Origin of the sequence: Collinsella sp. AM13-34 (genome assembly GCF_003473055.1) — a bacterium.
Taxonomy (GTDB): domain Bacteria; phylum Actinomycetota; class Coriobacteriia; order Coriobacteriales; family Coriobacteriaceae; genus Collinsella.
Genome location: NZ_QRLE01000022.1, coordinates 1 through 15,635, shown reverse-complemented (window position 1 = coordinate 15,635; position 15,635 = coordinate 1). Strand labels below are relative to the sequence as shown.

The window sequence follows — 15,635 nt, the reverse complement described above, 5'->3', positions numbered from 1 at the left end:
GGACGCAGATTTATGGCTATGCAAAAAGACATGATGGGCCGCGCGGTCCGCGACTCGTTTGCCAAACTGGATCCTCGCGTCCAGATTCAAAACCCGGTCATGTTCCTGGTGTGGCTTTCCGCCGTCATGACCTCCGTCCTGGCCGTCGCTTCCATCTTCGGTGTGCAGGACGCGGGTGTGCCCACCTACTATGTGGTCACCATCGCGGTCATCCTGTGGCTCACCGACCTGTTCTCGAACTTCGCCGAGGCGCTTGCCGAGGGCCGCGGTAAGGCTCAGGCCGATTCCCTGCGTGCGGCCAAGAAGGATGTCGAGGCCCATCGTATCGAGTCCGTTGAGGACAAGGAGCACTTCACCGTCGTTCCCGGCACCGAGCTCACGCGCGGCGACCTGGTGATCGTACGCGCCGGCGAGCAGATTCCCGGCGATGGCGACGTCATCGAGGGCGCTGCCTCCGTTGACGAGTCCGCCATCACCGGCGAGTCCGCCCCCGTGGTCCGCGAGGCCGGCGGCGACCGCTCTGCCGTTACCGGCGGTACCACGGTGCTGTCCGACTGGATCATCGTCAAGATCTCCAGTGAGCCCGGCCAGAGCTTCCTGGACAAGATGATCGCGATGGTCGAGGGTGCCGCGCGCAAGAAGACCCCTAACGAGATCGCTCTGGAGATCTTCCTGGTGGCCCTTTCCATCGTCTTTATCCTGGTCACGCTGGCCCTGTATTGTTACTCCTGCTTCTCGGCCGGTCTTAACGACATGGTCAACCCCACGGCCGTGACCACGCTCGTGGCACTGCTCGTGTGCTTGGCTCCCACTACCATCGGCGCCCTTCTGTCCGCCATCGGCATCGCCGGCATGAGCCGTCTGAACGAGGCCAACGTGCTGGCCATGTCCGGCCGCGCCATCGAGGCCGCCGGCGACGTCGACATCCTCATGCTCGACAAGACCGGCACCATCACCCTGGGTAACCGCCAAGCCGCCGAGTTCATCCCGGTCGACGGCGTCGATCCCGCGGAGCTGGCCGATGCCGCTCAGCTTTCCTCGCTGGCCGACGAGACCCCCGAGGGTCGTTCCATCGTCGTGCTCGCCAAGGAGCAGTTTGGGCTGCGCGGCCGCACACTCGAGGATAAGGGCATGGAGTTCATCCCCTTCACCGCGGCGACTCGCATGTCCGGTGTGAACTACGAGGGCAATGAGATCCGCAAGGGCGCTGCCGATTCCGTGCGCACCTATGTGGAGGCAGCCGGCGGCGTGTTCTCCCAGGAGTGCGACGAGGCCGTCGAACGCATCGCCAAGGCCGGCGGCACCCCGCTGGTCGTGACCAAGAACTGCCGCGTGCTGGGCGTTGTGTACCTCAAGGACATCATCAAGTCCGGCGTTAAGGAGAAGTTCGCCGACCTGCGCAAGATGGGCATCAAGACCATCATGGTGACGGGCGACAATCCGCTCACCGCCGCGGCAATCGCCGCCGAGGCCGGCGTTGACGACTTCCTGGCCGAGGCCACCCCCGAGGGCAAACTCGAGAAGATCCGCGAGTTCCAGCGTGAGGGTCACCTGGTCGCCATGACCGGCGACGGCACCAACGACGCGCCGGCGCTCGCCCAGGCGGACGTCGCCGTGGCCATGAACACCGGAACCCAGGCTGCCAAGGAGGCCGGCAACATGGTCGACCTCGACTCCAGCCCCACCAAGCTCATCGAGGTCGTGCGTATTGGCAAGCAGCTGCTCATGACCCGCGGTTCGCTCACGACCTTCTCGGTGGCTAACGACATGGCGAAGTACTTCGCTATCATCCCGGCCCTGTTCTCGCCGATCTACCCGGGCCTTGGCGCGCTCAACATCCTCGGTCTGGCAAGCCCACTGTCCGCGGTTCTTTCGGCCATCATCTATAACGCGCTCGTTATCGTCGCGCTGATCCCGGCCGCGCTGAAGGGCGTTAAGTACCGCGAGGTCCCGTCTGGACAGCTGCTGACCCACAACCTACTCGTGTGGGGTCTGGGCGGCATTGTTGCCCCGTTCGTATTCATCAAGCTCATCGACATGCTGCTCGCGTTCTGCGGCATTATGTAAGTGGAGGTTTGTATGTTCAAAGGTGTTGCATCGCGCGCACTTGGCGTGTTCGCGCTGTTTACCGTTGTCTGCGGCCTGGGCTATACGCTCGTCGTGACCGGCATCGCCCAGGTTGCGTTCCCGTATCAGGCGAACGGTTCGCTCATTACGGTCGACGGCAAGGTTGTGGGCTCCGAGCTCATCGGCCAGAACTTCGAGGACGAGGACCACATGTGGGGCCGCATCCAGAACGTGTCAATTGTCGAAGGCGAAGACGGCGAGCTCGTGGCGTATGGTGCCCCGTCCAACCTGTCCCCGGCGAGTGAGGAGTACCGGCAGCTTGTGGACGCGCGCGTCGAGAAGATTCGCGCCTCCAACCCCGACGCCGGCATGGATGCCGTGCCCGTCGACCTGGTGACGTGTTCTGGCTCAGGGCTCGACCCCGAGATCTCCCCCGATGCCGCCGAGTACCAGGTACCGCGCCTGGCGAAGGCCACGGGCAAGAGCGAAGGCGAGGTGCGCGACATCATCGCCCAGTGCACCAAGGGCCGTTTCCTCGGCGTGTTCGGCGAGCCCACGGTCAACGTGCTCAAGGTGAACCTTATGCTGGACGGCGCGCTGTAGGTGAGGGAGTGGCGGATGAGGGCATGACTGACTATCTGAGCCCTCAATTCCACCCCGCCCATCAGTTGCGGTGAAATACGGACCGTTTTGGCTGTCAAAGGCCTTATCTACTCCGTATTCCACCGCAACTTTTTGTGGGTTGAGTAAAAGCCGGGGGAGCGTGTACGGTCGGGTACAGCGCGGTTGCTGATACGATAGGTACGTTAGCAACTGCCGCCGAGCGGCTCAAATGAAAGGAACCCTGTATGGAGTCCTCCGCCTACCCGATGCTCTTTAGCCCGATCAAGGTCGGTACGACCGAGGTCAAGAACCGCGTCTTTATGCCGCCGGTGTCTACCAACCTGGCCGATCACGGCTATGTGACCGACGATTTGGTCGACCATTACCGCGCCCGTGCCAAGGGCGGCGTGGGTCTGATCATCACCGAGGTCGTGACGGTCGAGCCTACCTATACCTATCTGCCGGGTGACATGTGCTGCTACGACGACACGTTTATCCCCGGCTGGGAAAAGCTTGCTGCAGCCGTCCACGAGTACGGCTGCAAGATCATGCCGCAGCTCTTCCACCCCGCCTACATGGCCTTTAACATTCCGGGCACGCCGCGCCTGATCGCTCCGTCCTTTGTGGGCCCGTCCTATGCCCGCGAGGCGCCGCGCCCCATCACGGTCGATGAGATTCACGAGCTCACGCATCAGTTCGGTGACGCTGCCGTGCGTATGCAGAAGGCCGGTGTCGATGGCGTCGAGGTCCATGCGGCGCACGCCCACGGTATGCTCGGCGGCTTTTTGACTCCGCTCTACAACAAGCGCACCGACGAGTACGGCGGCTCGCTCGACGCCCGCATGCGCTTCCTGCTCGAGGTCATCGCCGAGATTCGCGAGCGCTGCGGCAAGGACTTCATCATCGACGTCCGTATCTCGGGCGACGAGTACACCGATGGCGGTCTGACCCTCAACGACATGATCTGCGTCTCGCGTCGCCTGGAGAAGGCCGGCGTCGACATGATCCACGTGTCGGGCGGCACCACCATCAAGCGCGGCTCCGCCATTCCCGCCGCCGGTACGCAGCAGGCCTCGCACGCCGCCTGCTCGCGCGAGATCAAGAAGCATGTGAACATTCCCGTTGCCACGGTCGGCCGCATCAACGAGGCATGGATTGCCGAGGAACTGATCGAGGACGGCGCCGCCGACATCTGCATGATGGGCCGCGCCAACCTGTGCGATGCCGAGTTCTGCAACAAGGCGGCTGCCGGCAACGCCGACGAGATCCGTCCCTGCATCGGTTGCCTGCGCTGTTTGAACGGCATCATGTTTGGCAAGCGCATCTCCTGCACCGTCAATCCGGACGTGGAGCGCGACGAGGCTGGCTACGAGCCTGCCGCCGAGGCAAAGAACGTGCTCGTTGTGGGTGCCGGTCCCGCGGGCATGGAGGCAGCCTACATTGCCGCCAAGCGCGGCCATAACGTGGTGCTCGTGGACAAGCAGGACGAGCCGGGCGGCGAGATGCGCATCGCAGCCGTTCCGCCGGCAAAGCAGGAGCTCACGCGCGTGATCAAGTATCAGTACCGTCGCCTGGCCGAGGCCGGCGTCACATGCGTCTTTGGTACCGAGCTGACCGCCGAGGACATCCAGCGCGACTACGCGGGCTACGAGGTTGTCCTGGCCTATGGCGCCGAACCCATCGCGCCGGCATTCATGCAGGGCTTTAAGCAGGTCATGACGGCTGATGACCTGCTGGGCGGCAAGGCTTTCCCGGGCAAGAAGATCGTTATTGTGGGCGGCGGCACCGTTGGCTGCGAGACGGCCGATTACCTGGCCCCGTTGGTCAACGATCTGTCGCCGGCCAACCGCGATGTCACCGTCATCGAGATGACCAAGACGCTTGCCGCCAACGAGGGTGGCGCCGGTCGCGCGGTGCTCATCACGCGCATGCTCTCCAAGGGCGTTCACGTGCTGACCGAGGCCAAGGTGACCGAGATTACCGAGGACGCCATCAGTTACGAAAAGGACGGCGAGGTCCACACCATCGCCGATGCCGATACGCTGGTGCTCGCCATGGGTTATCGTCCCAACACCAAGCTGGCCGACGACCTGGCTGCAGCCGGTGTTGCCACCCACGTGCTGGGCGATGCCCAGAAGTGCGGCAACATCCGCGACGCTATCGGCGATGGCTACAAGATCGCCTGCGAACTCTAGTCAACCCCTTGGCGCATGGGGGCCAGGTTACTTTGCGCTAAGTTGATGCATGTAAACCTGACCCCATTGCACCATTTGATAAAACGCAAGCGCTCGCTGCCTGCGTTTTATCAAAGAAAGATTATTGTCGAGCCTTAAATGCCTTTTGTTTGTGTGCCTTCCGCAATCATATTGCGGTTGTAGACCAGGTGCAGATACATCGCATCGTGAGCGGCGGTGGGGTTGCGCGTCTCAATGGCGTCGGCCACACCGTGGTGCGTGCGGATGGTCTCCTCGACGAACTTTTTTGCCCGTTACGTCGATAAAGAGGGGAACGGATGCCTTGAGCACACCCATCAGACGGGTAACGGCGAGGTTGCCGCCATCCCAGGGCGGCTTCATGGGGTAGCGCCCGTACGCATCGAATTTTTCCTCTCATAGATGTGCGGCACAAAGAGCCCCGAGTTCATACGAGCTCGGGGCTCTTTTCGTTTGGATTTCAGACGTATTGACAGACGAAAACAGTCTGCGTCCGGTATTGAGCCATACGAAAGCGAAATTATGCGTCTTAATTCCGTACGCAAATCAAGACGAAAACAGTTTGCGTCTTATATAAATCAGTACGCAAACGGTTTTCGTCTTATAATACGGTTATGAATGGTACGAAACGAGGGGGTTGTGCATATGGTTGTTAGAGAGAGCCCTACAGTCGAATACAAGGAAAGCGTTACGCCGACGTTTCTTAAAACGGTGAGCGCCTATGCAAACTACGGGACGGGCAAGATTGAGTTTGGCGTTGATGACGAGGGCGTGGCTGTCGGCCTTGCAGATCCGGTCGCAGAGTGTCTCCGCATTGAGAACATGATTAATGACAGCTTGGATCCCGCTCCCCGTTACACGCTCGAGTCCGATGAGAAACACGGGACCGTAATCCTTACGGTTTATGAGGGACAGGACAAACCCTATCGAAGCAAGGGAAAGGCCTACAGACGAAACGATTCGGCAACGGTGGAGGTCGACCGGTTTGAGTATGGCAGGCTGACGCTCGAAGGCAGCAACGTGACGTTCGACGCGCTCACGTCGGCTCGCCAGGACTTGGGCTTTCATACGCTCGAGCATAAGTGTGTTGAACACCTCGGCATTTCCGAGCTAACGCCGGATATCATGCGTACGCTCCGCTTGCTCGGCAAGGATGGCTATACCAATGCCGCGGCGATTTTAGCGGATAAGAATGATTTTCCAGGCATCGACTGCGTCCGTTTTGGCGATACCGAGGATGTGATCTTGGATCGCGAGGCGGCGACAAATGTATCCGCAATTGAGCAGGCGGACAGGGCGGTGGCTATGTTTGCACGCTACTACCGTTATGAGCGTATCGAAGGGATGGAGCGCGTCCAAACCGATCGAATTCCTCTTGAGGCATTCCGCGAAGCTGTTGCAAACGCTTTGGTGCATCGGACGTGGGACGTTCGAGCGAACGTTCAAATTGCCCTGTACGATGATCGTGTCGTTGTGACCTCCCCTGGATCGCTGCCCGCCGGGTTGACGACGGAACAATACCTGTATGGGCAGATATCCGTGCTCAGAAACCCCATCGTTGCAGAGGCCTTCTTAAAGCTGGATTACATCGAGAAATTTGGTACGGGAATCGCGCGCATTAGACGTGCCTATCGCGATTCGATCAATCAACCAATTTTTGATGTTCGCGGCGGCATGGTGGCCGTCACATTGCCCGTTACCGATGCCTTTGAAGGGTCCGAGGAAGAGGTCCAGGTTCTCAAGGCCTTGTCGGGCGGGCGAATTATGTCGCGAAGCGAGATTGAAAAACAGACGGGGCTGAGCCGCATGCGGACGTTGGCGGCACTCGAATCTCTGCTTGAACGGAATGCAATCGTAAGGCAGGGAACCGGGCGGGCCACGAAATACGAGCGCTCATAGTCCAAAAGAGCCATGGTACAAGACGGGCCCCAAGCCAGCGTTGGCTTGGGGTCCGTTATATCCCGGATGGTAACGGGCCGATTATTGTCAAGTTAAAGCAAAGTACAGCGACGTACAGCAAAGTATAGTGAGATATAGCAAGCCGTATAGCGCGCCTTGATTTTCAACCCTTGATTATCAACCGTCCGTATTTCACAGCAACTTATAACAGGCTCGGGGTGCCAATTTGGGGTGCAGTAGTGCTGCGCCACGAAAAGGGCCTATCTACTACGTTTAAGCCGCAGGGGTCAACCATAGTCGGTTTTTTCGAAAATCGACAAGCTATCTACCTGCGGTTTTGTTTTCACGGTTTTCGGTATGGCCGAGGCTATCCGTGTTAACGTAGTAGATGGGCCACTTTTGTGGCAAGGGGGGCCGATCTGCGGGCCAGGGTAGCTAAAAGAGCCCCGTCCCAAAAAGACTGATTGGGAGCTGGGGCGTGTCGATGCGATAGTATTACGTGGTGATATTCGACAAACCGTGGGCTTCATCCGAGGGCTTTATGGAACAGCACCAGCATTATCAGAGCCTGCAAGATCAGGCATACAACGCACTGCGCTCTAAGATCATCTATGCCGAGCTCAGGCCCGGCACGCGCCTTTCGGCGATTGGTCTGGAAAAGGAGACGGGAATCGGGCGCACGCCCATTCGCGAGTCCTTTGTGCGCCTGCGTGAGCAGGAGCTAGTGGAAACGCGTCCCAAAAGCGGCACCTATGTCTCAAAAATCAGCATGGAGCGCGCCGAGAACGCCTGTTTCTTGCGTGAGAAACTCGAGAGAAGCGTACTCATTAAATGTTGCTCTGCCGCCACGCCTGAGCAAAAACATCGGCTCGAGCAGATTCTTGCCGAGTCCGAGTCGCTCGACCATAGCGAAACGCGTCGCTTTTTCGATCTGGACAACCTATTCCACGAGACGTGCTTTGAGATTGCCGGCCGCCACATGTTGTGGGATTGGATGAAGAGCGTCAATACGCATTTTGAGCGGTACAACTGGTTGCGTATGGTGTCGCAGGATATGGATTGGGAGCCGATTCGTCGTCAGCATCGCCGGATTCTCGAGTCCATTAAGAGGGGCGATACCGACACGGCGAGCTATCTGGCAGAGACACACCTGCATCTGATGCCCGAGGAACAGGGACCGGTTATCGCCTTGCATCCCGACTATTTTGAGCTGCCTAAAGACTCGGCCATCTAACTCGTTCCCTACATTAGTTGCGGTTAAATAGGGGCTGTTTTGCGGCTTTGGCGGCGTAAGCAGTCCGTGTTTCACCGCAAGTGCGGGGGTGCAATCGGGGCATGAAAAGGCTGCGGCGCCGCTTGGAGGAAAAAACCGGAAGCAAGGGTCCATTCCTCCAGACGGCGCCGCAGCTGTTTTGGTGGCTCGGCTTTTGTCGAAGTGGCTCAGCTGGGCGCGACTGCCAGCCGAGTAGGCAAAGCGGCTCGGGCGCGTGTCGCTTCCGTCACGTTCTATCAGCATACAAGACGGTTTTGGTTCTTGTTCGTGACGGAAACGGCGCGCTTCCGAGCCGCTTTAAAAGAAAGGGGGCGAGGTCTAGGGCACGCCCCCTTTCACGATAGAGAGCTAAACCTAGCCGCGGACCTTCTTGACGACGTCCATGGCCTCGCGGGCAATCTGCTCGACCTTGGAGAAGTCGCCATCGGCGAACAGGGCGGGCTTGACCATCCAGGTGCCACCGCAGGCGATGATGGCGGAGGAGCTCAGGTACTCCTCGACGTTGGCAGTGCTCACGCCGCCGGTGGGCATAAAGCGATGGCCGACAAACGGAGCGGCGAGGGCCTTGATGGTGTTCAGGCCACCATACTGAGCCGCGGGGAAGAACTTGGTGACCTTGAGCCCCAGGTTCTCGGCGGCGGTAACCTCGGAGGGGGTCACGGTGCCGGGAAGGACGGGCAAGTCGATGTCGATGCAGTGCTTCACGACGTCCTCGTTGTAACCCGGGGAGACGATGAACTTGGCACCGGCGGCGCGGGCCTGCTCAACCTGCTCGACAGTCAGGACGGTGCCGGCGCCGACGCACATCTCGGGCTCGGCCTCAGCCATGGCGGCGATGCACTCGGCGGCGCAGGCGGTGCGGAAGGTGACCTCGGCGGACTTCATGCCGGCAGACATAAGGGCGTGGGCGAGCGGTGCGGCGTCCTCGACCTTATCGAGCACGACGACCGGCACGATGCCCAGGGATTCAAGCGTGGTGTAGAACTGATCGAACATAGTGTTCCTTTCGATGTGAGGCGCGCACGGGCGCGTGATTGCCAAAGAAGATTGGCCATGAGCCGGTTCCGGATTGGTTATCGGAGGCACTGCTTGGGTCACAAGCAATTTCGGAACCGGCTACGAGGCCAGTCGTGAAGGAATGCCAGACAAAACCGGAATGGGACTAAGTGGTTCTACCTGGCCGGAGGAATCGGGGAGCGGGCTGCAGGGGTATGGGTATGGAAAGCTGCAGTCCGCGGAATGGGGAACGAATTAACGGGCGACGCGGGTGCCACCGTCGGCGGCGGATGCCACGGCTGCGATCTCGTCTGCGGTCACCAGGTTGGAATCGCCCTTGATGGTGAGCTTGAGGATCGAGGCCGCAATCGCGTAGTTGACGGCGTCTTGCGGGTCAAAGTCGTTGATGAGGGCATGGACGAGGCCGGCGTTGAAAGCGTCGCCGGCGGCAACGCCCTCGAGCACGTGCACGTCGTGAGCGGGGGAGAACCAGTGCTCGCCGCTCTCGGCGTCAAAGAGCATGCCCATCCAAATGGAGCGCTCGACGCAGGAGATGTTGCGGACGACCGAGGCGACCTTCTTGCAACCGTACTCGGCGCAGATCTGACGGGCCATCTCGACGTAGGTGTCGCGTTCCTCGATGCCGTGGGCAAGGGAGCCGGAGACGCAGGTCATACCGAGGCCGGCAGGAGCGTCCTCGTCGTTGGCAATGCAGATGTCAACGAGCGGCAGGAGTTCCTTCATGGTGGCCTGCGACTTCTCGGGCGACCACATCTTGCCGCGATAGTTCACGTCGCACACGGTGGCGATGCCTTTGGCGCGGCAGGCGGTGAGGGCATCCTTGCAGGCGGCGGCCATCTCGTCGGAGACGGCGGGCGTCACGCCGGAGAAGTAGAAGACATCGACACCCTTGAGGATCTCATCCCAGTCAAAGACGTCGCGCTTGGCCATGTTGATGGCAGAGTACTTGCGGTCGTAGACGCAGCCGTTGCCGCGCTGCGAGGCGCCGACCTCAAACACATAGGAGCCAAGACGGTCGCCCTGGCGCACGACGCGCGAGGTATCGACGTCGTAGACCTTCAGCGAACGCAGGGCGCACTCGCCCAGACGGTTGGCCGGGACAACGGAGACGTAAGCTGCCTTGTCACCCTGGTAGGCCAGGGAAAGCGCGGTGTTGGCTTCGGCGCCGCCGTAGCGGACATCAAACTCGGTCGCCTGCTCAATGCGCAGATGATCTTTGGGCGAGAGCCTCATCATGATCTCGCCGAAGGTAAGAACCGTTTTACCCATGGTCGCGCAGCTCCTTCTTGCTCGTGCGTACACCTTTGATATGGCGTTGGCACGGAGGTGCCAAGACGGTAGGGTACATCTTTGCACCTCCGTGCCAACGCTTGCCGAAATCGGTTTACGAAATCGGTTTCGTTTCGAGTTGTAGTATACTCATCTACAACGTTTTGCAAGCGAGATTTTTAAAAAAATGCCTAAAATGGCTCAGACTGCCGACAATTGGGAAACGGGGTGCGCTATGGCGCAGATGAGGATTAAGGACATTGCTGCCGAGGCGGGCGTGAGCCCGGCCACGGTCTCGCGCTATCTCAACAACCGCCCTGGGCAGATGACCGAGGAAACCCGTGCTCGCATCGCGGCAGTTATCGAGCGCACCGGCTATCGTCCACGTGCCGCCGCGCGCAATCTGCGCAGCTCGCGTACCAACCTCATCGGCGTGATCTTGGCCGACATTGCTAACCCGTTCTCCAGCGCCATGCTCGAAGGGCTTTCCGCCAGCGCCGCCGCGCGCGGCTGCTCGCTCATGACGGCCATTAGCGGCAACGACCCCGCCAAGGAGGCAGAGTCGCTCACCAGACTTATCGATGCCGGCGTGGACGGCCTGGTCGTCAATACCTGCGGAGGCAACGACAAGGCGATCGCCGAGGCTGCGGGACGCCTGCCCGTCGTGCTGCTCGACCGCGATGTTGCCGACGGCGGTGTCGATCTGGTGACCTCCAACAACCGTGAGCTGGTCGCCGGCCTGGTAGACGCCTTGGCCTCTGCGGGCAGCGAGCGCCTGTGCCTGCTCACCGAGGCAAGCGACGACAGCCCCGTGCGTCGCGAACGCGCCGAGGCGTTTGCCGACGAGCTTTCGCGCCGCGGTCTTGCGGGCGAGGTCGTCACCCTGGCCGACGGTGGCGTCGAGGGTGTCAGTCGCCTGGACGAGACCATCCGCGGCTATGCGGGTAAAAAGCTCGGCCTCATTGCCGTCAACGGTCTGGTCTTCCTGCGCCTGACCGAGGCGCTGGCACAGTTGGGACCTTCGTTGCCGGCGGGTCTCAAGATCGCAACGTTTGACGACTATCCCTGGAACCACGTGCTCTTTGGCGGTGTGACCACGGCAGCGCAGGACACTCTTACCATTGCCGAGCGCGTAGTCGAGCGTCTGTCCGAACGCATCGACATCGTTACCACTACGGTGGGCGATGCCGCAAAGCTCGCCCCCAAGCGCATCGAGATCCCCGGCCACATCGAACACCGCGCCTCGACCTTACGCTAGCCGCTCGTTCGCAACGGTCTGCTCGCGCACGTTTTTTTGAGCGCTTGATACGCTTTAACCCTGCGGAAACATTTTTCTGCGATAGTATCTGCGATATAGACCAGTCGAAACCCGCCCGAAAGAAAGGGGAGCGACATGAACCAGCAGAACATCGATTACGTACTCCGCTCCGTAGAGCAGCGTGATATCCGCTTTGTGCGTCTGTGGTTTGTCGACATTCTCGGCCGCCTCAAAAACTTTGCTATTAGCCCCGAGGACCTCGAGGTCGCTTTTGAGGAGGGCATTGGCTTTGACGGCTCGGCCATCGAGGGCTTTGCCACGCCCGAGGAAGCCGACATGCTGGCGTTCCCTGATGCCTCGACCTTCCAGATTTTGCCGTGGCGTCCGAGCCACAACGGCGTCGCCCGTGTGTTTTGCGACGTATGCACCCCCGATTGCAAGCCCTTCGCCGGCGACCCGCGCGATGCCCTGCGCCGCATGTTCCACAAGGCCGAGAAGGCCGGCTACCTACTCAACGTTGGTGCCGAGCTGGAGTATTACTACTTCCCCGACGAGCACACCCCCGAGCCGCTCGACAACGTGGGCTACTTCGATCTTTCGGTGAGCGACGCCGCGCGCGACCTGCGTCGCAACACGGTCCTTACGCTCGAGAAGATGTCCGTGCCCGTGGAGTACACCTTCCACGCCGCCGGTCGCTCGCAGCACGGCATGAGCCTGCGCCACGCCGAGGCCCTGAGCATGTCCGACGCCATTACCACGGCCAAGCTCATCATTAAACAGCAAGCTTACGAGAGCGGTTGCCACGCCTCCTTTATGCCCAAGCCGTTGGCGGGCGAGGACGGCAGTGCCATGTTCCTGTGCCAGTCGCTATTCGACCACGACGGCAACAACGTGTTTTGGGGCGAGGACGACGAGAAGTACCATCTCTCCGACGTCGCCAAGCACTATATGGCTGGCATCCTGGCGCATGCCCGCGAGATCAGCGCCATCACCAACCCCACGGTCAACTCGTACAAGCGCATCACGACGGGCGGCGACTCCGTGCCACAGTACGCCACGTGGGGCCTGCGCAACCGCGCGAGTATGGTCCGCATTCCGGTCTACAAGCCCGGCAAGCAGCTGTCCACGCGCATCGAGCTTCGCAGCCCCGACCCCATGGCCAATCCGTACCTGGTCAACGCCGTCACGCTGGCGGCTGGTCTGGACGGCATCGAGCGCAAGCTGGAGCTCCCGCCCGAGGCAACGGCCGAGACGCTCAAGCTTACCGACCGTCAGATGGTCGAGGCCGGCTACGCGCCGCTGCCGCGCTCGCTCAAAGAGGCGCTCGACGTGTTTGAGGACTCGCAGTTTATGAAGGATGCCCTCGGCGAGCACATCCACAGCTTCTTCCTCAAAAAGAAGCGCGACGAGTGGCATAAGTTTGAGTCTACGATCACCGAGTGGGAGATCAAGCACTACCTGGCGAACTCCTAATCGCGCTGGCTTGTTCCAGTACGATTGAGCTCATTTCTTTGGAGGCCGATATGTCCGAAAAGAGTGCCCTGTTCATGGCGCGCACGACGCGCTTCCACGAGTTTGCCCGCAGCTTGACGACTACCCTGGGTGTCGAGGTGAGCCTGGCAACCCCCGATTCGCCAACTGCGGCGCACGACTTTGACCTGCTGATTCTCGATTCAGATGGCATCCGCAGCGACCGCATCGATCAGATTGCCAAGTGGCTTGACGATCGTGGTGGCGTCCCCATGCTGGTGATCGTTGACGACGAGGCGCTCGGCACCTTGCGTCTGCCCAATCACGCGCATGCCGACTTTGTATGCCCCACGGCGACGCCCAACGAGCTCAAGGCTCGCGCGCAGCGCCTGATGGGCGAGGAGGAGACCGTCACCGCCGACGATGTGCTCAACATCGATAACCTCGAGATCAACCTTGCCACCTACCAGGTGACACTCGATAACGAGCCCATCGACCTGACGCTGATGGAGTACTCGCTGCTGAGCTTTTTGGCGACGCACCCCAACCGTGCCTACAGCCGCGAGGTGCTGCTGCACCGCGTGTGGGGCTTTGAGTACTGCGGCGGCACGCGTACCGTCGACGTGCACATCCGACGCATCCGCTCCAAGGTGGGCCCGCAGATCGCGGCGCACATCACCACCGTCCGCGGCGTGGGCTATCTGTTTAAGGACTAGATTTCCACCACAAAGGGGACAGGCACCTTTGTGGTGGTTTTGACGCAGGTGCGGGTTCCTTTTTGGGCCTGCAACAGAACTTAAGCCTTCCTAAAAGATTGCGTTCTCATACACTTGCGCCCGCATATTGGGGTACAACTCAACGTGAACAACGATGGCCCGCCACGTGTTTGGCGGGCCTTTGGTTATTTGACGAAAGGATCGCAGCCATGAGCGAGAACGATTCCCAGCGTCCCCAGGATGCGGGCAACGCCGGCGAGACCCAGCAGCAGCCGCGTGTGCAGGTGGAGTCGACGCCTGCCGACAGCAACATTCCCTACGTGCAGGCATACGACACGCAGACCGGCAAGCCGCTGGGCGGCCAACAGGTTGTAAACAAGCACACAGTGGTCAAGACTAAGACCAAAAAGCTGCCGATCTTTATTACGGCGCTCGCCGGCTGCGCCTGCGGAGCCCTGCTGGTCATCGCGCTCATTATGAGTGGCACGCTCAATATCGGTGGCGGCAAGAATGCCGTGACGGCGGGTGCTTCGGGTTCATCGACGCAAAAGATTACGATTGATTCCGAGGACACCACGCTGGCCGAGGCCGTTTCTGCCAAGGCCCTGCCCTCCGTGGTTTCCATCACCGCCACTTCGAGCGGCGGCCAGAATGGCTCGCTTTCGCAGTCTGCCGACGAGTCGGACAACTCGGGCAGCGTCGGTTCGGGCGTGGTGCTCGATACCGAGGGCCATATCCTCACCAACAACCACGTGGTCGATGGCTATGACCAGTACGTGGTTACCATGGATGACGGCACCACCTACGAGGCCGAGTTCGTGGGCAACGATGCCTCGAGCGACCTGGCCGTCATCAAGCTCAAGGACGCCGACGCCTCCAAGCTCACGCCGATCGAGATCGGTGACTCCTCCAAGCTCAACGTGGGCGAGTGGGTCATGGCGATCGGCTCGCCGTTCGGCAACGAGCAGTCTGTCTCCACGGGTATCGTCTCGGCGCTCTATCGCTCCACGGCCATGAGCTCTACCAACGGTAACACCATCTATGCCAACATGATCCAGACCGATGCCGCCATCAACCCGGGCAACTCCGGCGGCGCGCTCGTTAACGATAACGGCGAGCTTGTGGGTATCAACTCGCTCATCGAGAGCTATTCGGGCTCCAGCTCGGGCGTGGGCTTTGCTATTCCCGTTAACTACGCCAAGAACATTGCCGACCAGATTATCGACGGTAAGACGCCGGTGCACCCGTACCTGGGAGCTACGCTTTCGAGCGTCAACGCGCTCAACGCCCGCACCAACAAGTTGAGCACCGATAGCGGCGCGTACGTGGCGAGCGTCGTCGAGGACGGTCCCGCCGCCAAGGCCGGCATCCAGGAGGGCGACGTCATCACCAAGCTGGGCGACGATGAGATTTCGAGCGCCGATGGTCTGATCATCGCGCTGCGCAGCCACGAGGTGGGCGAGAAGGTCGAGATCACGCTCATGCGCGGCAAGGAAGAGAAGAAGGTCACGGTCGAGCTGGGCTCCGACGAGGAGCTGCAGAACCAGCAGCAGAACGACAGCGCGACCGATACCGGCAACGGCGGTATTACCGACGAGCAGCTGCGCCAGTATCTGGAGGAGCTGCTTGGCCAGCAGGGCCAGGGTCAGGGCAACGGTCAGGGTTTCTAACGAGCCGTTTCGCACATATCGAGCCAGAGGGGGGCTGTTCCGCCAACGCGGGACAGCCCCCTCTTTTCTTTCAAGACTTTAGTCTGCTGGCCGCGCAGCGGCCAGCTTTAAACCACCCGCTATGCGGGTGGAGACAAACGGCTTTACAAAGCCACCCCTCCGACCGATATTGACGATTGT

At 60.6% G+C, this 15,635-nt stretch carries 11 protein-coding genes; 9 read left to right on the top strand and 2 right to left on the bottom strand.

The window, feature by feature from the left end; genetic code table 11:
- The first annotated feature begins 12 nt into the window (after positions 1-12).
- From kdpB to DW151_RS08740, 5 genes are all read left to right on the top strand, one after another.
- Entirely contained in the window at positions 13-2,067 is a 2,055-nt protein-coding gene (gene kdpB, locus DW151_RS08760) for a potassium-transporting ATPase subunit KdpB (RefSeq protein ID WP_117647989.1), read from the top strand.
- Positions 2,068-2,079: 12 nt separating this feature from the next.
- On the top strand, positions 2,080-2,670 hold the full coding sequence (gene kdpC / locus DW151_RS08755) for a potassium-transporting ATPase subunit KdpC (protein WP_117647991.1): 591 nt from the start codon (positions 2,080-2,082) through the stop codon (positions 2,668-2,670).
- 245 nt (positions 2,671-2,915) lie between these two features.
- Entirely contained in the window at positions 2,916-4,865 is a 1,950-nt protein-coding gene (locus tag DW151_RS08750) for an NAD(P)/FAD-dependent oxidoreductase (RefSeq protein ID WP_118335438.1), read from the top strand.
- A 663-nt stretch (positions 4,866-5,528) separates the two neighbouring features.
- Positions 5,529-6,782, top strand: a complete 1,254-nt coding sequence (locus DW151_RS08745; protein ID WP_158549089.1) for an ATP-binding protein — start codon at positions 5,529-5,531, stop codon at positions 6,780-6,782.
- 541 nt (positions 6,783-7,323) lie between these two features.
- Entirely contained in the window at positions 7,324-8,016 is a 693-nt protein-coding gene (locus tag DW151_RS08740; RefSeq protein WP_118335436.1) for a GntR family transcriptional regulator, read from the top strand.
- Between the two features lie 393 nt (positions 8,017-8,409).
- On the opposite strand, the gene eda is transcribed toward DW151_RS08740, so the two are convergent.
- Together eda and DW151_RS08730 are read right to left on the bottom strand one after the other, a co-directional pair.
- The gene (gene eda / locus DW151_RS08735; protein WP_117839992.1) at positions 8,410-9,051 is read right to left on the bottom strand and encodes a bifunctional 4-hydroxy-2-oxoglutarate aldolase/2-dehydro-3-deoxy-phosphogluconate aldolase; all 642 of its coding nucleotides are present in this window, start codon (positions 9,049-9,051) and stop codon (positions 8,410-8,412) included.
- Positions 9,052-9,306: 255 nt separating this feature from the next.
- The gene (locus DW151_RS08730; protein WP_117647999.1) at positions 9,307-10,341 is read right to left on the bottom strand and encodes a sugar kinase; all 1,035 of its coding nucleotides are present in this window, start codon (positions 10,339-10,341) and stop codon (positions 9,307-9,309) included.
- A gap of 235 nt (positions 10,342-10,576) precedes the next feature.
- On the opposite strand from DW151_RS08730, the gene DW151_RS08725 reads away from it, so the two are divergent.
- The 4 genes from DW151_RS08725 to DW151_RS08710 all read left to right on the top strand — a co-directional run bounded on the left by DW151_RS08725 (position 10,577) and on the right by DW151_RS08710 (position 15,455).
- Positions 10,577-11,599 (top strand): LacI family DNA-binding transcriptional regulator, encoded by a 1,023-nt coding sequence (locus DW151_RS08725; RefSeq protein ID WP_158549090.1) that lies wholly within the window; start codon positions 10,577-10,579, stop codon positions 11,597-11,599.
- Between the two features lie 135 nt (positions 11,600-11,734).
- On the top strand, positions 11,735-13,072 hold the full coding sequence (locus DW151_RS08720; RefSeq protein ID WP_118335435.1) for a glutamine synthetase family protein: 1,338 nt from the start codon (positions 11,735-11,737) through the stop codon (positions 13,070-13,072).
- 50 nt (positions 13,073-13,122) lie between these two features.
- Complete coding sequence (locus DW151_RS08715; protein WP_006234733.1) at positions 13,123-13,785, top strand: response regulator transcription factor; 663 nt, start codon at positions 13,123-13,125, stop codon at positions 13,783-13,785.
- A gap of 209 nt (positions 13,786-13,994) precedes the next feature.
- Positions 13,995-15,455: a S1C family serine protease gene (locus DW151_RS08710; RefSeq protein WP_118335433.1), complete on the top strand. Its 1,461-nt coding sequence runs from the start codon at positions 13,995-13,997 to the stop codon at positions 15,453-15,455.
- The last annotated feature ends 180 nt before the right edge of the window (positions 15,456-15,635 follow it).